The sequence below is a fragment of the Shewanella sp. SM55 genome (assembly GCF_025654025.1).
GTDB classification, from domain to species: domain Bacteria; phylum Pseudomonadota; class Gammaproteobacteria; order Enterobacterales; family Shewanellaceae; genus Shewanella; species Shewanella oncorhynchi.
This window is the reverse complement of record NZ_JAKKRS010000008.1, coordinates 69,464-90,508: the sequence shown is the minus strand read 5'-3', so window position 1 is coordinate 90,508 and position 21,045 is coordinate 69,464. Positions and strand designations below refer to the sequence as shown.

Here is a 21,045-nt window from a genome sequence, read left to right as displayed (position 1 = left end):
TTAGAATAACCTCCAACCGGACTGACTCTGTTTAGGGGCCTTATAAACCCATGTCACGACCACTTTAACTTGCGCGAGCGGTTGCACATCATCATTACGGATAAGACTAAAAGTCGCCGTTTTATCCCCTTCAAAACTATATTGATATTCTTGCAAAGCTTTGCCAGTCCAGCAGGTTAACTGGTGCTGACGGTCTGTCAGTATGAGGCAGTACTCGCCGCTCGCGGGTGTCTGCCATCGAAACAATACATCCTGATAGCAAGTTTGCCCTTTATGCAGTGCAATGCAGCGTTCTGGGGTTGCGGTAAAAATAACGGCATCATCCTGACTCCAAGCCAAAAAAGGCGCGCTCAGCATCACTACCGCTAACAATTGATAAAATCGGTTCATGCCCTCCTCCTAAAACACATAGCTAAGAGAAGCATTAAAATACGATGTATAACTCGCTTGATTGAAGGGACTGTCGGTCACTTCTTGGGATAACACATTGAAGCGATACATGGCCCGAAAGACAAAATTTTCACTCAGCGGATAGGCAACCCCTAACTCCATGCCGTAACTGAAAGAGCTATCCGGTCGATACTCGGGAAAGCGTTCAGTGGCTTCTTCCTTACTGATCCCAAAAAGATAGCGATTCAAGGTGGCAGATGAGTAACCTACGCTCCCCAATACGTGAAAATTCCAATTACGAACCTGCCAAGACTTACCCAATCTAGCAGAACTTTGAATACCTTGATCATCATAATAATCAGATACTAATCTATACTGAAAAACATAGTTATCGCCCCAATAACGTGTGGCACGAAAACCGGCACCAACATAGAGAGAATCTTCCGATAGTAGATAAGCATTGCGGCCAGCTTCATCCAGCGTACTGGGATCCACATCAGGACGGGACCAAGAACCTTGCAAGTTAGCCAATAGCAGTTCTAATGACCAATCCTCTGAGCTCCACAGATTAAATCCCAAATTAATGCCATCTTGAGATTGATGGATCATCTCAACAAACAGCCCTTTGTACTGGTACATGCCACTGACTAACAGCGACAACTGTGCAGAACCTGAATCCGTTTGCCGAACATCGACTTGATTAATCCCGTAAACACTCATGCCCAGCTCAAAATCACCGCCGTCTGCAAGGCGATTAGTTCCTCCAGTAACACTGCTCGCAATATCTGATGCTGCAGCGGTTCTAGGAAGAATGCTCAGTGTTAACACAAGAAGCCAAAGAATACGCATGCCCATTTAATTCACATTTTTAGTCGTTATTTAGCGCTACATATTACAACAGTTTGTTGCAAGTCACTGCACAACCAGTATCATTTTTACGGCAATTGTGTGTCGGATAACAAGAGAGACCTATATCCCAAACAACTTGAATCCTGCATCTTCAAATTGTTTGGGGATATACACACCTCACATTGAGTTAAGGCACAAATGAGGCTCAAGCTAAGATGAAGTGGCGCAGTTAAGTTAACCACTGTCAGTCGTTGGCACACTGAATTATGGGCTAATGCATTTAAACAACTCGCACCTTAAACTGCTGCATCGTTTCCCTCAATGAATTCGCCTGCTTAGACAGTGACTCGCTGGCTTTAGCTGTTTCGTTAGCGCTGCTGAGTACCAACTCACCCGAATCACGAATCGCATTAATGCGCTCACTAATATCTTCGGCGGTCACGGCTTGCTCCTCACTAGCGGTCGCGACTTGAGTATTAGCCTGAGTCAGTTCAGTCAACGCATCTAAAATCTCAAATAAGTGTTGCTTGGCTTGATTAACGAGCAGTGATGACTCACTGATTTGCTTATCGTTATTGGCGAAGGATTCGACTGAGGATTTGGCATCTTTCACGAGTGTTTGGATAAGATCGCTGATCTCCTGCGTGGCCGTTTGACTGCGCGTTGCCAATGCCCGCACTTCTTCGGCAACGACAGCAAAACCACGACCTTGATCTCCCGCCCGTGCCGCTTCAATCGATGCATTCAAAGCTAATAAGTTCGTCTGCCCCGCAATCGCATCGACCACTGAAACAAAGTTGAGGATTTTTCCCGTACTTGCCTGAACCTGTTGAATAAGTTGATTTGAATACTGGGCGCTGGCAACCAACTGCTTCGAGATTTTTTCGCTCGCATCGACAACTTCACAACTTTCTTTCACTTTATGCTCGGCTTGTCCCGCTGAGTACGAAGCGGTTTCGGCACTGCTCGCCACTTCAGTGATCGTTGCCGCCATTTGGGTCATAGAAGCAGCTACTTGATCGGTATTATCTTGCTGCCTCAACATGGCCTCACGATTGTTCTCGGCCACCGCATTAAGCTCGGTCACCATAGAGGCAATTTCTTCACTTCGAGCAATCACTTGGCCAACAGTTTTACTTAAGGTCCACGCCATTTGATTCATACTGACGGTAAGTTCGCCTAATTCATCCTTGGAATCGACACGTAACTCTTGGTTAAAGTTGCCCTTTTCCATCATGGCGGCAGAATTACGTAACCGATTGATAGATTTGACCATGTATTGACTGCAAGCGATGCCAATCAATAATCCTATGACTAAAGACACTATCGAAATAATCGTTAAGCCATAAATCGCCCTGAGTTCTTCTTCCTCAGTCACAGAAACCGCAGTTTGGGTCATTTGCTCTAAACGCTCAACGAATTGCCTCAGCTCAGTATTAAATTCGTTTTGCGCAATCTCTAAAGATTCAACCCGCTTAGCCAAGGCTGCAGGTTCTTCTTTTTGCTGTATTCCAGTAATCACAGTGGCAAGCAGGGCTTCATAATTACCAAAACGTTGAATAATAGTGCCAATCTCTTGATTTAACTGCTGAGTTTTTTCATGTAATTGCGGATTTTCAGCCTCTTTTAATGCCTCATTGAGCATAGACTGAGTCGAGAGTAACTCCTTGCTAATGTCTTCATTGTGCTTGATAACATCCGCAATAAAAGCCACTAAAATTTGCTGGCTCGATGCGGTTTCAATGTCCGCGGCACGAAACGCTTTTTCTAGAATGACAGAGCTTTCAAGCTGCTTAATGGTGATGTCTGTCGATAGCCTGACTAATGGAATATTCTCTTCTGCAATGCCATGAATTTCCTCCGATACACGCTGCATCTTCAACAGACTAAATCCAGACAAAATCAAGATCAGCACTAACATCACCCCAACGAGGGCGATCATCTTATGTTTAATCCGTAAGTCTTTTAAAAGCTTCACCATAAAACTACTCTCCAGCAAAACACTGACAACGAAGGACGTCCAATTTAGGATAGTCGGAGTTTTAACTTTCGGTGGATGAATTAAGCGTAAAGTATTAGCTGAATTTAAAAGAAAAACTTAAACATTAGAAAAATCGCATCATAGCTAAGCTCAATGATGCGTTAGAGTCTAAAACCGTTTAAGGCGTGCGAAATATCTATTAGGCAACAGTTTGAACAGACCTTGGTGAAATTAGGCGTTCAATACCACTGTCCGATACCAACGCCTCAACAAACCGCTAAAACTTGCATTCACATGGCAGATCACAGAAGATCCCATGGCCTTTTTCATTGCCTTTAGCCTCATCTATGACTCAACCTGCATCGCCTACGCCAAATACTGTGACTAACACAGCGACGAATACAATGGCTGACATTGAAACAGCCCATGCCTCAGCGAGTGCTATGCCTGATACCACAGTGACACTTTGCTCATCTGAGGCATATCAGCTAAATGCTCAGATTCGGTCGCAATTCCCAGCGTTAAATCAACTGCTTGATGTCTATCCCTTGTGTTATCTCGACACCGCAGCCACCAGCCAGAAACCGCAAATGGTGTTAGATGTGATGGCGCAGTTTTACGCTAACGACAATGCGAATGTACACCGTGCTGCACATCAGTTATCAGCGCGTTCGACCTTAAGCTATGAAAACGTGCGCGATCAGTCGCAACAATTTTTGAAGGCAAAACGCCGCGAAGAAATCATTTTTACCCACGGCACCACAGAATCAATCAACTTAGTCGCCTTTGGGCTGACTACCCAATTAAGCGCTGGCGATGTGATATTAATCGACGCCGCCGCTCACCACGCCAATATAGTGCCTTGGCAGGAACTGGCGAAACGCACAGGGGCAATGATTAAACCAATCCCGCTCTGTCAGGATTGCCGCTTAGATATTAACGCCTATAAAACCTTGCTCGAGTTAAAGCCTAAAATCGTCGCCCTATGTCATGTTTCCAACGCCCTAGGTACAGTCAATCCCGTGGCTCAGCTAGTGCAGTTAGCGAAAAAACAAGGTGCTATCACCTTAGTTGATGGCGCGCAGGCAGTGGCGCATTTAACGCTGGATGTGACTGAAATCGATTGTGATTTTTACGTCTTCTCGGGGCATAAAATGTATGGTCCCACTGGTGTTGGTGTGCTTTACGGCCGTTTCGACGCGTTAGATAATCTCGCGCCACTATTAACTGGCGGCGAGATGATTAAACGCGTGAGTTTTGAGGCGACAGAATTTGGCAACCTGCCGAATCGCTTAGAAGCGGGCACACCGCCGATTGCTGAAGTCATAGGTTTGGGCGCGGCCATTACATTTTTACAAACCGAGCTCACTCCGCAGGTTCAAGCTTATGAAGCTGAACTAGTTAACTATTTACAAAGCCAATTGCGCGCGCTCGGTGAAGTGCATTTATACGGCGCCTTTGATGACAATATCGGCGTCGTCGCCTTTAATCTTGCCGATGAACATCACCAAGATGTGGGCATTTTACTGGATCAACAAGGTATTGCCGTGCGCTGCGGCCATCACTGCGCCATGCCATTAATGCAGAGTCTGAATCTTAAGGGCTGTTGCCGCGCCTCTATCGGTATCTACACCAATAAAGACGATATCGACCGCTTTATTGCCGCGTTAGCCTCGGTAAAAGACTTGCTGCTGTAATCCAGCATTTAGCCACTGCTCTACGCCACTCATACGATGCTCAAAATAAGTTAGATAGGATTTAGCCCTATGACAGATTCAATCATGCCTATGCCAAATGAGGCCGATTTTCACTATTTAGTGCAAGATGCCGAAACCTTGCTGGCGCGTTTTACCAATGCCCCTAACTGGCAGGAAAGATATCGCCAAATTATGTTGTTAGGGAAAGACTTACCAAGTTTAAGCCCTCAGCTTCGCATCGAGGCCGCTCAAGTAAAAGGCTGTGAAAGTGATGCGTGGATTTATCATCTAGAACAGGCTGGCAGGCACTATTATTTAGCCGACAGCGATGCCCGCATCGTTAAGGGATTGATTGGATTATTGCTTGGCGCCTGCCATGGTAAAAGCCGCGCTGAAATCCAAGCATTTGATCCTATAGCTTACTTCAAACAATTGGGCCTAGAAGGTCAGCTCAGCCCATCGCGCACCAACGGCCTTAACTCACTGGCAAAAGCAATGCTTGAAGCCACTCGATAATCATAACCCGAGGGTTTTCATTTACTGCGACAAGCAATAATTGAAACCACTCGGCAACAACAAATAATCACAACTCTTGCTCAGGGGCAAAGGCCAAAAAAGGGATTTAATCAAAGACTTCTACGCCCTAAAAAGGTATAAAGAAGTTACATTTGCGTTATTGATAGGAACCGAGCATGCCCATCAAGGCAGTCAATCACTACCGTCGTACACTCCTTAAAGGTCTTGGCGCAGCAACTCTGTTAAGTCCACTCGCCAGTTTACCTAGCTTTGCCGCCCAACAAAGGCGGATATATGTCGATGGTTTATCCTTCCTTCCCGATGACTTAAATGATGTAACTGCCGCTAAGCTCGATGCCTATCTTTGCGATATTTCGGCTATTGAGACCATAGAACAAGCCGATGGCACTCAAAACTACAAACGCACCTATAAAGCTTGTATGGAAAGCATTAAGCAGGCCGCTAAACGGGTGAGCGATCATCCCGATATTTTACTGCAAGGTCTGAGGGGGCGAGATATTCAACGTGCCCGCGACAGCCAGCGCACTGCGGTATACTTTCAAATCCAAGGCGCAGATTGTGTCGAAGAAGACAGTGAAGCTAACCAGTGGGCGCGGGTAGATGAGTTTCATCAACAAGGGCTACGCGTACTGCAACTCACCCACCATTACGGCAATACCTTTGCCGGTGGCGCCTTAGATAATGATGCCAGTGGCGGACTCAATAAACCACTCACGGCCCACGGGCACGAGCTTATCGCCAAACTCAATCATGCCAATATCTTAGTCGATGTGAGTCACTCCAGCGCTCAAACCGCTTTAGATGTCGCAAAAATCACTAAATCACCCATAGTGCAAAGCCACGGCGCAGCGCGCGGTATAGTAAACCATGCCCGTTGTTCTCCCGATGAAGTGATCCGCGCCATCGGCGATAGCGGCGGCGTATTCGGCGTATTTATGATGAGTTTCTGGCTTACCAATAATGCCGTGCCCACGATTGATGATTATATTCGACAACTGGAATACGTTATGCGTGTTGGTGGAGTGGACTGCGTGGCAATCGCTAATGACTTCCCGCTCCGAGGCCAAGAAAACCTACTGGCACTCGGCAATGACAACGCCAAAGGCATTAAAGAATATCAAGAATGGTGGTACAGCCTGAGGGCGAAAGGCGTGCTAGGTTTTGATGCAGAGCCAAAGCATGTAGTAATCCCCGAGCTGAATCATATCGACCGCATGAGCCGTATCGACGATGCCTTAGCCAAGGCGCGCTTTAAATCTACCGACCGCGACCGTTTTATGGGTGGTAACTGGCAAAGAGTGCTCAACAAAGTGCTACTGTAAATGCCATTGTTTTATCGTCATGTTTAATTTACTTTGTCGATAAATTTACTGGCTTATCAGCTTGTTTCAGTCTTGGATATTCTATGCTGACCACACTCGCTATTTTCAATTATCGCTCTCTGCGTGAAATCGTCTTGCCCCTAGGGCAACTCAATTTGATCACTGGGGCGAATGGCAGTGGTAAATCGAATCTATACAAGGCACTACGTTTACTCGCACAAACGGCGCAAGGCGGCGTTGTCAATGCTTTAGCCCAAGAAGGCGGACTCGACTCCAGCTTTTGGGCGGGACCAGAAAACCCCACCAAAAATATGCTAGCAGGCGACACCGCCATTGAAGCCACCGTCAGGCAAGCGCCAAAACGCCTAAAGCTTGGATTTGCTGGCGAAGATTTTAGCTATCTTATTGAACTCGGTTTACCCAAACCCGACGCCACTACGCTGTTTGGCTTAGATCCACAAATCAAGCGCGAAGCCATTTGGAACGGGCCTAAGTATAGACCCTCAACTGTATTGGTTGAGCGCCGTGGTCCTATGGTGAAGAGTCGCAGTGCTGACGGACAAGGCTGGATAACCTTAGGCGCACACCTGCAAACCGGCGACAGTATTTTTACCGAACTTGCCGATCCAGAGCGCAGCCCTGAAGTGCTCAAGCTTCGCGACAGTATCCGCGCATGGCGCTTTTACGATCACTTCAGAACCGATGCAGAAGCGCCAGCCCGTCGTCCACAATTAGGTACAGCCACGCCAGTATTGCACCACGATGGGCGCGACCTTGCATCAGCAATTCAAACCATTTTTGAGATAGGTGATAAAACGGCTTTTGATCATGCGGTGAGCGATGCGTTTCCCGGTGCTAAAGTTCGCATTGAACCCCAAGCGGGCGGTATTTTAGTACTCGCATTTCATCAAAATGGCTTATTAAGGCCACTCAATGCCAGTGAATTGTCGGATGGCACCCTGCGCTATTTGCTGTTAATCGCCGCCCTACTGACCCCAAGACCGCCAGAGCTTATGGTGTTAAATGAGCCAGAAACTAGCCTACATCCCGACTTATTACCTGCGCTTGCACGCTTAATCGCTAAGGTATCGGAAGAGTGCCAGTTGTGGGTGGTTTCCCATGCTAATCGGCTTATTAATGCCTTAAGTCAATTTGAACACTGCAATACCTTAGCCTTAGACAAAACCTTAGGCCAAACGCAGATCCAAGGCCAAGACTTACTCAATACGCCCAGTTGGCTATGGCAGAATCGTTAACCTATAGCCTTAATTAATCGTAAAATACCGCGAGCCATAGGGTTTCTGAACTTATAGAAGTCGAAGCGACTCGATGTTTTTGATGGGGCGGAATCGTTAAGTAATCTCCAGGGGTTAGCGTAACGGGTTCACCTTGTTCAAATTCAAGCGTCGCCTCGCCTTTGAGCAGCATCACCCATTCATGTTGAGTTTGATCGTACCATTGACCTTCGGGCGTAGATTGCCCATTGGAAACGATGCGCTCAATGGTCACAGTGTTATTGCCCGCCAGTTTTTCAAACACTTCCACCGATAAATCTGTGGGAAATTTTGCAAAAAAGTTATCAAGCATTTTGTCTTTATTCCTCTGCTTTTATTAATGTGCCACTCTGATTAAACGGTATTTGGAGCAATCAAGCATTGAGAAACTAATCCATAAACCGCTATGATATGCGCACAGAAATACTCAATTGCCATGAGTATCCCTCAGATAAGCTTATTGTTTTACATATGGATATGGAGATTTCCCCCAATGTCGTTGTTTCGCGCACTCAAAGCCAAGTTATTTCCCTCAAACCAAACTAGCCGCGTTCCAAAAGACATTCATCTTCAAACTGAATCACAAACACTCAGCCAAGAACAAGATTTAACGCAGGAGCCGTCAGTTGCTGCGCCGCTATTCCAGCGTCATTTCAGCTTAAAAATTCATGCGACAAAGGCAGACGCGACTTCTTGCGAAGAAAATGCCGACCACGGCTTAACTCTCTATCACTACGATACGCCCCAAGTCATAGAACTCTTGGGCTGGGAAAACGCCAATGAATGCTGCGACTTCCACCATACCGAATTCGACCGCCTCGAAATCAGCAATCAATTCCCTTTCCCCGAGCAGCACTTTTGGCTCGACAAGGTAAAAGTGTGCAGTATCACCCCCAAAAAGAACAGCCAAATAAAGGCGTTGTGGCAAGTTGAGCTTAACAATCTCGATGCATTATTGATAAGCCACTTTACCCTCGATGCAGACAATATAGTGCAAGGCGATATTCAAGATTACGCCAGCCTAACAGGCCAACTGCACCGCACTTTTCACCAACTCAATACTGAAGATGGTGCGGGTATACTTAGAATCATCACCCAAAGCCCAGGACTTACCCAAGCCGTCGATTCAAACTATTTTGGCGAACGTAATGGCGTGACCCGTCAATTCAATGCCCTAGGTACCCTGTTATTTGAAGGCAACTTTATTAATGATCAGCAACTTGGAACACAAACGTGGTACGACCATGAGGGCAAGATCAATCAAATAGACGATCGCCATCCCCAAGGTCAATTTATTCAATACTTTTATGGCAATGGTCAGCTTAAAGAAACCGCCGAACAAGATAGCAATGGCTATTATATCAATACGTTAACTCGCCACTATGAATCTGGACAAATACAGCTGATCCGGCCCTTAGTGCAAGATGTTATCCACGGAATTGAAAAACAATATTACCCTGATGGTTCACTAGAAGCTGAAAGATATTACAACCAAGGCTATGAATATGAAGCCGTTTGGTATCATCCCAATGGAGCGATTAAACAAAAAGTGTTTAATGATGTGACGGGCAAAGTCATTGAAGAGTTTTACGACACAGGTAAGCCTGCATGGCGTGAACCCTTCAATACCGAAGGCCAATTACATGGCGAACATGTAAAATGGTATCCCAATGGTCAACTTGAAGAAAAAATCTATTTTGAGAATGGTAAAGAACAAGGCATGGCCCTTTGGTATCATGACAATGGTCAACTCGCCCTTGAGATCTATCTTGAAAAGGGACTCAGGGAAGGTCTATTTAGAAGCTATTATAAAAGTGGCGTGCTTTCGGCCGAAGGCCAATATAAAAATAACCTCTCGGTAGCCCCTTTTATTGAATACCACGAAAACCAGCAAATTCAGATGTACTTACCGCACACACAGGGCAACCGTGATGGCACTGCTCGCTGGTTTTATGAAGATGGCACGATACGTACAATTTCTGAATATGAAGTTCGTGATGGCCAAGGCTACCTCAAAGAGTCCAGCTTTTATAATAACAAAGGGATCCTCGAATCCTATCAGAGTCACTCGAATACCCGCTGCGGCTATAATCTTGATAATAATCAAAGGGAATACTATCAAGAAGGTATTGCCGATACTCGCATCGAATACTATGAAGATGGCGCCATTCGCTGGTTACTCACCCGTACGCAAGGGGATTTATTTAGCTCTAAATCCTTGTCCCCTCAAGGTTTAATTTTAGAAACTGGCACAATCCAAATTACTAATGGTCGTTACCTCGATATCGGCCATTGGCAACGTTTTACGCCCCAAGGACAAGTGTACCGCGAAGCCTGGCTAGATGAACAAGGCCAACTGATAGAAAGCCGTCACTACTTTGATTTTCATGAAAATATAGCAACTCAGGAAGATGAAGAACCTGAATGGGATAGCCCAGAAAATCCTAGTTATGACTATGATGAAGACGATGCTGATGGGCAAAGTAACAGACCAAATAACCGTTCGGATAACAGCGAACATCATGCTAGCAATAGTAGCAATAACGCATATTTATCTCGTCAGAAGTATCACGCACCCAATGGCAATACCACGACAAAACAGCGAGAAGATAAAACAATAGCAGATGTCGCCGCTCACACCGAAGAACCCATATTGGCTTATCACTTAAAATTTGATAATGAAAGCAAGCTTTATGCAATGAAACGCTATCATCCCAATCGCCAGATTGCCGAAGAAGGTAATTTACAAATTCAGGGACAGGAGCAATTCTGGGTCGGCATCCACAATCAATACGATGAGCAAGGCAAACTCAAGCTTTCCGAAACCTATACTATGGCGGGCGAACCGATAGAGCACTCCACTAGCACAAGTAGGATAGTGTTAAATTAATCAAGCAGATTTGAATCACACTCGATAGCGAGGATAGGTAAGCCCAGATAAAACTTGGCTTACCTTACTCACATTAACCGTCAGCTTGCGATAACAATTCCAAGCTTGATAGCACTAAAACTTAAGCCGCTGCACTAAAATTAAAGTGCAAAAGTGGCAATAGTCTTTTGAATACCCACGACATCCGTGCCACGCTTGAGCTCTTTGACTAAAGGTTCGCTCTGGCCTGAAATCCAAATTTTAAGCTCGGCATCCATATCAAAATGCCCTGTCGTTTCCACTTCAAAATGGGTAATGGATTTATAAGGTATTGAATGGTAAGTAACCTTCTTGCCTGTAAGTCCCTGCTTATCAATTAAGATCAGGCGTTTATTGGTGAAAATAAACAAATCACGGATCACTTTGTAGGCGAGTTTTAATTCTTCTTGAATGCCCATGATAGGCCTTAATTCCTCGGCTAATTCCTGTAAATCAACCTCAGCAGCATTACCGAGTAAACCGTCTAACAATCCCATTTTAACATCCCTTATTATTGATATTATTTTCAATAAGATATCTGCTCATTACCGCATGTGCAATATAAGGCTTTGATGAAAATATGAGAGTGGCAATGGTGAGGGCAACATAGATATAGGTAGGCAAATTAAGCGCGCGGATGCAGGCTGAATGGGTGTGAGGAGCATTACACTCTGCAATGCTCCTAATGACAAATATTAAAGGTGCTTCTGGCCTCGCACTTGACGGTTTTCGCCGACCACCATCATTTCGCATTTAGGACAGTCAAAGACTAACTTGAGTACATCATTGCCGATTTCAAGCACCATAGGATCGGCCTTGATCCCCGGCACTTCTTTCGGACACAGATTGAAGTTAAAGCGTAGGCAATGCTTAGTGATCATCAATGGCACATCTTCGGTAACACCATTTTTCTCATAGGTATCTTGAATTTCAATCACGCCGTGGCGTTGATAAAAATCCTTAGCTTTTTCGTTAGCAACATTACCTAAGTAACTCAAATGCTTGACGGGATAGACTGCATCTTGGTTATGCTTCCACGGCAATGGACGCACATAACCTTGCACACGAGCAGCCTCTAGAGCGGCCACACCATCACGGCGCAGACCATTGAGCACTGATGCAGGCAAGAACCAAGCTTGGGCCGTATCGATACTGATGCTACGGGCAACAAAGTCGGTACTGCCGAGCTTACCCAGCTGAGTACGGGTATTTTGTAAGGTCTTATCGACATCAGTCGCAGGTGTCTTCTCGACCACTAAATTCACTGTGGCGGTTAGGCCATAGATATCGGTCAATGTCAGTGCGAGTCCGTCTTGGGTGTCACTCAACCGTAAATCGACGCCGATAATCCGCTTAGAAGATTCTTTCGATAGCAGGGCTTCGAAGGCTTGGTTATGGTTACGATATAAAGTCATGCCGACCTTTAAATCCTTTGGCACCTGCAATATATGCAGTTTTAACCCTTCGGCACGGTTAACCCGCAGGCCTTGCAGCTTGTCATCGGATTGTTTTGCCATAGCAAAATTCGCGGGGAAAAACGCTAAGCCATCGCCGTTATTAAACTCATGGCTAGAGCTCACTTGGATAAAGTATTTACCTATGCTGACCACTTTACCGACTTCTTCGCCTATGTATTTGGGCGAGCGGAAATCTTTAATTCCTTGGCTACGTTCGTTAACAAAGTAATCTGTGCTGCCACGGTTAAAGGTCTTTTCAGGATCCGGGGTAAAACTATGTTCGCAGCGGCCGTGGGACGAAGCCTTAAACTCAGGGCGACGCGCCATAATCGCATCCAACTTTTGGCGATAATGCGCAGTGACGTTTTTAACGTAACTTAAATCTTTTAAGCGACCTTCAATCTTAAACGAGCGAATGCCCGCATCGATTAGCGCCTCAAGGTTTTCGGTTTGGTTGTTGTCTTTTAAAGACAATAAGTGTTCATTCTGCGCTAATACATCCCCTTGACGGGTTTTAAGATTCCCTGGCAGGCGGCACATTTGCGAGCATTCACCGCGGTTAGCACTGCGGTTACTAAAGGAATGACTCAAGTTACACAAACCACTGTAAGCCACGCACAAAGCACCGTGGATAAAGAATTCGAGTTGCATATTAGTATGCGCGGCGACATCACGGATTTGGCTTAAGCCCAATTCACGGGCAAGCACCACCTGAGAAAAACCAACTTGCTCTAAAAACGCCACTTTTTCTGGACTGCGGTTATCCATTTGGGTACTGGCATGCAGGGCAATCGGCGGCAAATTGAGCTGCAATACGCCCATATCCTGCACAATCAGCGCATCAGCTCCCGCTTCGTACAATTGCCAAATGAGTTTTTCGGCGTCGGCCAGTTCGTTATCCATCAAAATGGTATTGAGGGCGACGAATACCTGAGCATGATATTGATGAGCATAAGTGCACAGGCGCGCGATATCTTCAACACTGTTACCCGCCGTTGCCCGCGCACCAAATGCAGGACCACCTATGTATACCGCATCGGCACCATGGCGTATGGCTTCGATACCGTAGTCAGCATTTTTTGCAGGCGCCAATAACTCAAGACGGTTATGGACGTGAGAAAGATTCTCGGGAGTGTATATCTCTGGCTGGCTCATGGCTTCACAGACTCAAAATGATCATTAACGAAAAGGACAGGAGTATAACAAAAACTCAAATACAGCTCTATCAGCAAATCATCAACTAATCCGCTTTACTTTTGTCAGCGAGGATAATAGCACAACCGATCTTTGGGCCTCACACTTGCACCCTCAAGCCGAGCAGAGTATCTTTGCCCCGCATTGACGAATAGGCACTATTTATGACTGATTTTATTTACCAACCACCGACCACTCCTTGGCTCGATATTCTTTATCAAGATAAAGACATTATCGTCATCAACAAACCTTCAGGATTGTTGTCTGTGCCCGGTCGCGACCCCGCCCATTACGACAGTGTCTATGCTCGAGTAAAAGCTGAGCATCCCCATTGCCAAATCGTCCATCGCCTCGATATGGCGACTTCTGGCGTGATCGTTGTCGCCCTTATTCGTAGCGCCGAGCGGGAATTAAAACGTCAGTTCCACGATAGAGAAACCAGCAAAACCTATTATGCAAGGGTTGCAGGCCATGTCAAAAATGACACTGGCAGCGTTGATTATCCACTGATCTGCGACTGGCCAAATCGCCCTAAACAGAAAGTCGATCATCTTGTTGGCAAACCGTCTTTGACTCACTACCAAGTAATGAGCCGCGCCAAACGCTCAACGCTGGTTAAACTGACGCCAATCACAGGCCGCTCACACCAATTACGGGTGCATATGATGGCGCTAGGACATCCGATCTTAGGTGATGGTTTTTATGCCGACTCACTGGCAAAATCCTTAGCGCCTCGACTATTACTACATGCAGCAGAGCTCACCATCAAACATCCCTACTCAGGTGTCAGTATGACTTTTAGCACAAAAGTCCCTTTTTGTGAGCCTTTGGGCGAACAATGATCACTAAAATCAAATAATACGGGCAAAATCGGTAGCAATTCCCCATAAAAAAACGTAACTTTATGACAATTCACTACGTTATAGAGAGTTTATTTATGGATACCGCATTTCAGCGCGATCAACTCGATAATCATATCCTCGAAGCCCTAATGCAGGATGCCCGCACACCCTTTGCCGAACTCGCTAAACGCTTTAGCGTTAGCGCCGGCACTATCCATGTTCGGGTAGAAAAAATGAAGCAAGCGGGGATCATTACAGGTGCGCAGATCACGGTAAACCCTAAAGCCCTAGGCTATGACGTTTGCTGTTTTATCGGTATCAACCTTAAAAGTGCTGGCGATTACCCCGCAGCTATCGCCAAACTCAACGCTCTCGAAGAAGTCGTCGAAGCCTATTACACCACAGGCAACTACAGTATTTTCGTCAAGGTCATGTGCCAATCCATCGACAGCTTACAACACGTGCTCATCAATCGCATTCAATCTATCGATGAAATCCAGTCGACAGAAACCTTGATCAGCCTACAAAACCCAATCGTCAGAGCGGTTAAACCTTAAACAGGAAAAACAGCAAACACCTACAAACAACATAACAAATACCAAAGTGTGATTAACATCTTTTTTACCGCAAAAGTGTTAACCATACGATACTTTTGTGTTACAACTTCATTGCTGACACCAAAGAGTGCAGCAAAAACTATAACAATTCAGCTACGGGCACGTTTAATAAAGTGCTGAAAGCATTAATTGACAAGGAAGAAGTTGTGAAGACAAAACTATCGATCGCTATCTCCGCTGCACTACTCTCAAGCGCAGCTATTGCTAACAGTGAATTTACATTTAAACCTTACTCTCCAGAAATAAGCGCGCATGATAAATATACTAAACAGCAAACATCAGCCACTAACCTCGATGCTCCACAACGTTTTATTGTTGAGATGGAATCTCCTGCACTAGCTAAGTATAGAGGCGGCATCGGCAACTTCGCAGCAACAGCTTTAAATTCGAAAAAAGAAAAACTAGATATTCAATCTACTAATGTCAAAAGCTATTCAAGTCACCTAGCTAAAGAGCAAAACGCTTTTGCTAGCAATTTAGCTAAAATTGCGCCAAATGCAAAAGTGGAACGTCATTTCCAAACACTTTTTAACGGTATAACAGTTGTTGGCCAAGGACTAAGTGTTGAAAAAATAGCCAAAATGCCTGGAGTGAAAGCTGTATACCCAGAGGCTATATATGAAACTAGCATGGATGCATCACACCAAGTGATTAATACCCCGGCTATGTGGGAAGCCGTTTCCGGCATGGCTAATGCGGGCAAAGGAATGAAAGTTGCTATTATTGATGGCGGTATTCGTCCGGAAAATCCCATGTTTACCGATGCAGGCTTCACAGCCCCCAGCGGTAGTCGACCATCGGATGACTACTGCTCGACTGTCGATGCTTCATTCTGTAACAACAAGCTGATCGTTGCGCGTTGGTCACAGCCAACATCACCTGTGTGTCCTAATGAATACATGAGTCCACTTAGCTATGGTGGTCACGGCACTCACGTTGCAGGTACCGCTGTCGGTAACAAGATATCAACTACTTATAAAGATATTCCCGTTCAACTATCTGGCGTAGCACCAGCAGCTTACCTTATGGTCTACAAGGCTCTTTACAGTAAGCCTGATTGCACAGGCGGAACCGGCTCTAACATCATGTTAATGGAAGCCTTAGAGCATGCTGTTAATGATGGTGCAGATGTAATCAACAACTCATGGGGGGGAAGTGCTGGTAGTGATCCAGCTAGCAGCCCATACAAAACCATGTTTGAAGCTGCAGAAGCTGCGGGTGTTGTTGTAGTTAGCGCTGCCGGTAACGATGGTAATGGTCCTCAAACTATCGGCTGCCCTGCTTGTATTGAATCAGGAATAACTGTTGCTAACACTACAACAGGGCGTTTTTTCGCTAATAGCTTTAATACCGGTAGTGGTGATTTACTTGCTATCCCAAGTTCTGATGCAGTGCTTTCAGAAGATATTACCGCTCCAGTGATTGCGGCCGTTAATTTAGATGCTGAAAATGCCAATGGTTGTGATGCCTTTGCTGCGGATTCATTCAAAGATGGCATTGCATTGATTTCTCGCGGAACATGTAACTTCTCATTAAAAGCCACAAACGCAAAAGCTGCAGGCGCTAAAGCCCTTGTAGTTTATAACAATGCGGCAGGTGCACCAACGACTATGTCTATGCCTGGTGAACCATTCCCTGCAGTCATGATTACGAAAGATGCAGGTTTAGCCGTAATTGAAGCCATGGGAGATGCTGCAACAACAGGTACGATAGTTGCAAAAACTAAACGCATCATGGTTTCTGAACTTGCTGATAACCTAAATAGCACCAGTTCACGCGGTCCTGATGGCAACCAAAATATTCTTAAACCGGATATTGCAGCACCTGGTACCAACATTCTGTCAGCTTTTTCTCCTGATGATGGTGGTGAAGACTTTAATATGATCTCTGGCACCAGTATGGCAAGCCCGCACGTAGCAGGTGCTGCAGCTATGATGCGTCAATTACATCCAGATTGGTCTGCAAACGATATTAAAACTGCTTTAACATCAACAGCTAAATTTGATGATATTTTAGATGATGATGCAACAACACCAGCCACACCATTTGGTATGGGTGCTGGACGTATGGATTTAGATGCTGCAGCCAAAGCTATATTAACGTTCGACAAACCATCCATCGCATCAGACTCTTGTGTTGGTCCATGTACTTTCACTCGAACGGTATATAACAAGAGTGACGCAAAAACATCTTGGAACTTATCAACTTCATCCGATAGTACAGGTATAACAGTATCACCTTCTAGCTTAGAACTTGCCGCAGGAGCCTCTGCCACGTTTACTGTAACCGTTGACTCAACTTTCGCAGAATATGGTGAGTGGATTTTTGGTAATGTAATGATAAGCAGCACCGAAGGACTGCAAGATGCTCACTTACCTTTGGCTGTGTTAGCTAAAGAGTCAAGTGATGCCTCACTGATTTCGACTATGAGCAAGAAAACCGAACTTAACGCAACCGATGCGATTCCAATATCAGTTGTGATTAACAATAACTCATTTGACAGTACAGTAACTATTACAGCGCAAGCACCAGAAGGCACGAAACTAACATCGAAAGATGATGTAAAAGTTAGCTTAGCTGGCGCGACGCAAAATGGTTTACAAATCAACGAAGATATAGGCAACATTACTTGGGTTGGGTCACTTAATCTTCCTAAAATGACGACAACTAAGGGCTCTGCTGGTTTCCCAAGCATAGTGAGTCTAGGGGTCAAACCAATTACTTGTCCAGAAGGTTGTGATGAACAAGCATTCACCTTTACTGTGCCTAGCTTTAAATACAATGGTGTTAGCTATACCAGCATCACTATGTCTGACAATGGTCTAGCGATTGTTGGAGGAGGAAGTGCAAGTGGTACATTTGCGAACAAAAAGCTACCTGATGGCAGTAACCCAAATAACATTTTAGCGCCCTTCTGGTCAGATTTTGATTTATCAGATAAATCTGCTGGCGATACTGGCGGTGGTGACTTAGCCGTTGGTGTATTCACAGATGATGATGGAGTTAAATGGTTAGCTTTAGAGTGGAATAAAGGCCAACTCTATGGTGATACATCAAATACACCTTATACGTTTAGCATTTGGATTAAGACAGGTAATACTGAAGAGGTTGTATTCAATTACATAAATATTCCAAATATGCCTTCAAACGTCACTATCGGCGCTGAAAATATAGGCGGAACAATTGGAACAACTTACCACTTTAATGGTGAAGGTGATTCGGTTGTAACAGGTAATACATTGACGCTGAAAAACACAACGGCAGGTAATGTTACTATCGACTATCTGGCTAAAGCGACAGAATTCTCCTTTGGCACTGGCGATATGGCAGAGGCTACAGAAGAAACCTCAATAGAAATTGATTTGCTCGCAAATGATATCAATCCAGATCAAAAAGTTGCTCGCGCATCAATCACAGGCAATGGCATAACCGCCAGTGCACAGCGTGTTTTGGATATTGCTCCTGTAGGTACATTGTCTAAAGCAACTGTAGTAGACGCACCTGCCAATGGTACTGTCACTATCAGTGAAGCTGGCATTGCAACTTATCAGCCTAAGAAAGACTTCTTTGGCACCGATAGCTTCACTTACAGCGTCGAAGATGCCGATGGCAACGTATCAAAAGCGACTAAAGTGACTGTGACAGTTGCTAATGTCAATGATGCACCAACTGTCGCCCCAACAGGAGAAACCTTGCCTACAGGCCAAAAAATCACCGTCATGTCAAATGCTAAAGATGTCGATGGCGATGCACTCACCTATATTTGGACACAGACATCAGGTCCTACAGTGACTTTTGATCCTGCAGCAAAAAATATTAGCTTTACCCCAAAAGAGCAGGGAACCTATACATTTACTGTTATTGCGAATGATGGCACATTAAACAGTAATACTGGTGAAGTGACTGCGGTTGCTGCACCAAATAAAAATACAGACAATGGAGGAGGTTCACTCGGTTGGCTAACCGCCTTATTGTTACCACTGGCGGCAATGCGCCGTCGTATGAAGTAACGAGTTGTTGACAGTAAATAGGGAGCCTTAATGGCTCCCTTTTTCTATTAAGCTCTAAAGAAATATGTCTAGGAACGCAGGCCGATTCCGCGCGAGACTAAGTAATACGCTAAGGTCCAAAGTGCGACGCAGAAACCGATCATAATGGCAATGGATAATGGCACGCTGATATCGGCGAAGCCTAAAAAGCCGTAGCGGAACACGTTGATCATATAGACCACAGGGTTAAGTGCCGACACGCCTTGCCAAAATGGGGGCAAGAGTGACAGGGAGTAAAATACGCCGCCAAGGTAAGTTAATGGGGTAAGCACAAAGGTGGGGATGATACTAATGTCGTCGAAGCTTTTAGCAAAAACAGCGTTAATTAAGCCACCCAATGAAAATAACACTGAAGTTAAAAACACTGTCATCACCACTAAACCTGCATGATGTAAGCTAATGTCGACAAAGAACATGGCCACTAACGTCACTATCAGGCCAACACACAAACCGCGCGCCACGCCGCCACCTACGTAGCCAGCAATCAGCACATAATGGGGCACAGGTGCCACCATCAACTCTTCTAAATTACGTTGAAACTTGGCACTGTAAAATGAGCTAGCGACATTCGAGTAAGAGTTAGTGATCACCGACATCATGATCAAACCAGGGGCGATAAACTCCATATAAGATACGCCGCCCATTTCTCCAATCCGGCTGCCGACTAAGTTACCAAAAATCAAAAAATACAAGGTCATGGTAATCGCTGGCGGGACTAAGGTCTGGATCCAAATTCGCGTAAAACGATTAATCTCTTTACTTAAAATACTTTTAAAGGCAATAAAGTAGAGCTGATTCATGCTGAGGCTCCCTGAGTTTTCTTCACGAGTTCGACGAAGAGTTCTTCTAACCGATTAGACTTGTTACGCATCGATAGCACTTCAATATTGGCTGCGCTTAATTGGCTAAAGACATCGTTAAGATTATGCTCTTTCGCTACATCCACCTCTAAGGTATGAGAGTCGGTTAAGCGACAAGCCATGCCATCGAGCACGGGGGCCGTTTCTGTATCGCGACGAAGATCGAGAATAAACGTCTCCATATTCAGCTTACTCAGCAACGCCTTCATACTAGTGCATTCCACTAAAATACCTTTATCGATAATGCCGATATTACGGCAAAGCATTTCCGCTTCTTCAAGGTAATGAGTGGTCAGGATGATCGTCACGCCCTGCTGGTTAATTTGTTTGAGAAACTCCCACATAGAGCGGCGCAGTTCAATATCCACACCTGCGGTAGGTTCATCTAAAATCAATAATTTAGGTTCGTGCATCAGAGCGCGTGCAATCATTAACCGTCGCTTCATGCCGCCGGATAATTCCCGCGAAGGGCTATTGCGCTTTTCCCACAGATCCAGTTGACTTAAGTATTTTTTGGCACGCTCAAGGGCGATAGGTTTTGGCACACCATAGTAACCCGCTTGATTCACCACAATTTGCAGCACGGTTTCAAACTGGTTGAAGTTAAACTCTTGTGGCACTAAACCAATGCAGAGCTTGGCGTGTTCTAGCTGCTTATCAATATCATAATCAAAGACTTTGACCGTACCTGAACTCTTCTGCACTAAGGAGCTAATAATACCAATCGTGGTGGATTTACCCGCACCATTGGGGCCTAGCAAGGCAAAGAAATCCCCTTGATTGACGGTGAGGCTGATGCCTTTGACCGCTTCGACGCCGCCTTTATAGGTTTTTTTAAGCCCTTCGAGTACCAGAGCATGGGTAATATTCGCCATATTTGTACCGATCCTTACACATTAGAAAGTAATAAGATGGTGCTAAAAAACACAATTACAATGATGGGTTGCAGAACTAAAGCAAAAAAATAGCTAATTGATTGAAAAGACAATCTTTAATGATTCAATCATTAATACTTTTTATATTGCCGCAAAAAGCAAAACTCCCGCCTGCTGCGGGAGTTTTAAACTG

Annotated in this window: 16 protein-coding genes; 8 read left to right on the top strand and 8 right to left on the bottom strand. The window is 45.1% G+C overall.

What is annotated here, in order from left to right:
- The 3 genes from L5L91_RS11920 to L5L91_RS11910 form a co-directional block, all read right to left on the bottom strand.
- The gene (locus L5L91_RS11920) at positions 1–390 is read right to left on the bottom strand and encodes a DUF3019 domain-containing protein (RefSeq protein ID WP_219254491.1); all 390 of its coding nucleotides are present in this window, start codon (positions 388–390) and stop codon (positions 1–3) included.
- A 9-nt stretch (positions 391–399) separates the two neighbouring features.
- A complete protein-coding gene (locus L5L91_RS11915; RefSeq protein ID WP_028761859.1) occupies positions 400–1,239 on the bottom strand; it encodes a MipA/OmpV family protein in 840 nt (279 codons plus the stop codon).
- A 280-nt stretch (positions 1,240–1,519) separates the two neighbouring features.
- Positions 1,520–3,220, bottom strand: a complete 1,701-nt coding sequence (locus L5L91_RS11910; RefSeq protein ID WP_263236652.1) for a methyl-accepting chemotaxis protein — start codon at positions 3,218–3,220, stop codon at positions 1,520–1,522.
- A gap of 347 nt (positions 3,221–3,567) precedes the next feature.
- Here L5L91_RS11910 and L5L91_RS11905 point away from each other — a divergent pair, with 347 nt between their 5' ends.
- The 4 genes from L5L91_RS11905 to L5L91_RS11890 all read left to right on the top strand — a co-directional run bounded on the left by L5L91_RS11905 (position 3,568) and on the right by L5L91_RS11890 (position 8,032).
- Positions 3,568–4,917, top strand: coding sequence for a cysteine desulfurase (locus L5L91_RS11905; protein ID WP_263236651.1), 1,350 nt, complete (start codon positions 3,568–3,570; stop codon positions 4,915–4,917).
- Between the two features lie 69 nt (positions 4,918–4,986).
- Positions 4,987–5,433 (top strand): SufE family protein, encoded by a 447-nt coding sequence (locus L5L91_RS11900; RefSeq protein ID WP_263163813.1) that lies wholly within the window; start codon positions 4,987–4,989, stop codon positions 5,431–5,433.
- A gap of 176 nt (positions 5,434–5,609) precedes the next feature.
- Entirely contained in the window at positions 5,610–6,776 is a 1,167-nt protein-coding gene (locus tag L5L91_RS11895; RefSeq protein ID WP_263236649.1) for a dipeptidase, read from the top strand.
- An 83-nt stretch (positions 6,777–6,859) separates the two neighbouring features.
- Complete coding sequence (locus L5L91_RS11890; RefSeq protein WP_263163816.1) at positions 6,860–8,032, top strand: AAA family ATPase; 1,173 nt, start codon at positions 6,860–6,862, stop codon at positions 8,030–8,032.
- A gap of 13 nt (positions 8,033–8,045) precedes the next feature.
- On the opposite strand, the gene L5L91_RS11885 is transcribed toward L5L91_RS11890, so the two are convergent.
- Entirely contained in the window at positions 8,046–8,363 is a 318-nt protein-coding gene (locus L5L91_RS11885; protein WP_263163818.1) for a cupin domain-containing protein, read from the bottom strand.
- Between the two features lie 180 nt (positions 8,364–8,543).
- Here L5L91_RS11885 and L5L91_RS11880 point away from each other — a divergent pair, with 180 nt between their 5' ends.
- Complete coding sequence (locus L5L91_RS11880; protein WP_263236646.1) at positions 8,544–10,940, top strand: toxin-antitoxin system YwqK family antitoxin; 2,397 nt, start codon at positions 8,544–8,546, stop codon at positions 10,938–10,940.
- 140 nt (positions 10,941–11,080) lie between these two features.
- Here the strand turns inward: L5L91_RS11880 and L5L91_RS11875 are convergent, their stop codons facing one another.
- Positions 11,081–11,455 carry a PH domain-containing protein gene (locus tag L5L91_RS11875; RefSeq protein ID WP_105250128.1) on the bottom strand — a complete coding sequence of 125 codons (375 nt, stop codon included), beginning with the start codon at positions 11,453–11,455 and terminating at the stop codon, positions 11,081–11,083.
- Between the two features lie 198 nt (positions 11,456–11,653).
- Positions 11,654–13,570, bottom strand: coding sequence for a peptidase U32 family protein (locus L5L91_RS11870; RefSeq protein WP_263236644.1), 1,917 nt, complete (start codon positions 13,568–13,570; stop codon positions 11,654–11,656).
- Positions 13,571–13,773: 203 nt separating this feature from the next.
- Between L5L91_RS11870 and rluA the strand changes: the two genes are divergently transcribed.
- From rluA to L5L91_RS11855, 3 genes are all read left to right on the top strand, one after another.
- Positions 13,774–14,451 carry a bifunctional tRNA pseudouridine(32) synthase/23S rRNA pseudouridine(746) synthase RluA gene (gene rluA / locus L5L91_RS11865; RefSeq protein ID WP_263236641.1) on the top strand — a complete coding sequence of 226 codons (678 nt, stop codon included), beginning with the start codon at positions 13,774–13,776 and terminating at the stop codon, positions 14,449–14,451.
- A gap of 95 nt (positions 14,452–14,546) precedes the next feature.
- Positions 14,547–15,008, top strand: a complete 462-nt coding sequence (gene asnC / locus L5L91_RS11860; RefSeq protein WP_263236638.1) for a transcriptional regulator AsnC — start codon at positions 14,547–14,549, stop codon at positions 15,006–15,008.
- A 206-nt stretch (positions 15,009–15,214) separates the two neighbouring features.
- Positions 15,215–19,078 (top strand): S8 family serine peptidase, encoded by a 3,864-nt coding sequence (locus L5L91_RS11855; protein WP_263163824.1) that lies wholly within the window; start codon positions 15,215–15,217, stop codon positions 19,076–19,078.
- 68 nt (positions 19,079–19,146) lie between these two features.
- On the opposite strand, the gene L5L91_RS11850 is transcribed toward L5L91_RS11855, so the two are convergent.
- Both L5L91_RS11850 and L5L91_RS11845 read right to left on the bottom strand, forming a co-directional pair.
- Positions 19,147–19,917 (bottom strand): ABC transporter permease, encoded by a 771-nt coding sequence (locus tag L5L91_RS11850; protein WP_006080287.1) that lies wholly within the window; start codon positions 19,915–19,917, stop codon positions 19,147–19,149.
- Entirely contained in the window at positions 19,914–20,852 is a 939-nt protein-coding gene (locus L5L91_RS11845; RefSeq protein ID WP_028761727.1) for an ABC transporter ATP-binding protein, read from the bottom strand. The genes L5L91_RS11850 and L5L91_RS11845 overlap by 4 nt, the downstream gene beginning before the upstream one ends.
- Positions 20,853–21,045 lie beyond the last annotated feature (193 nt).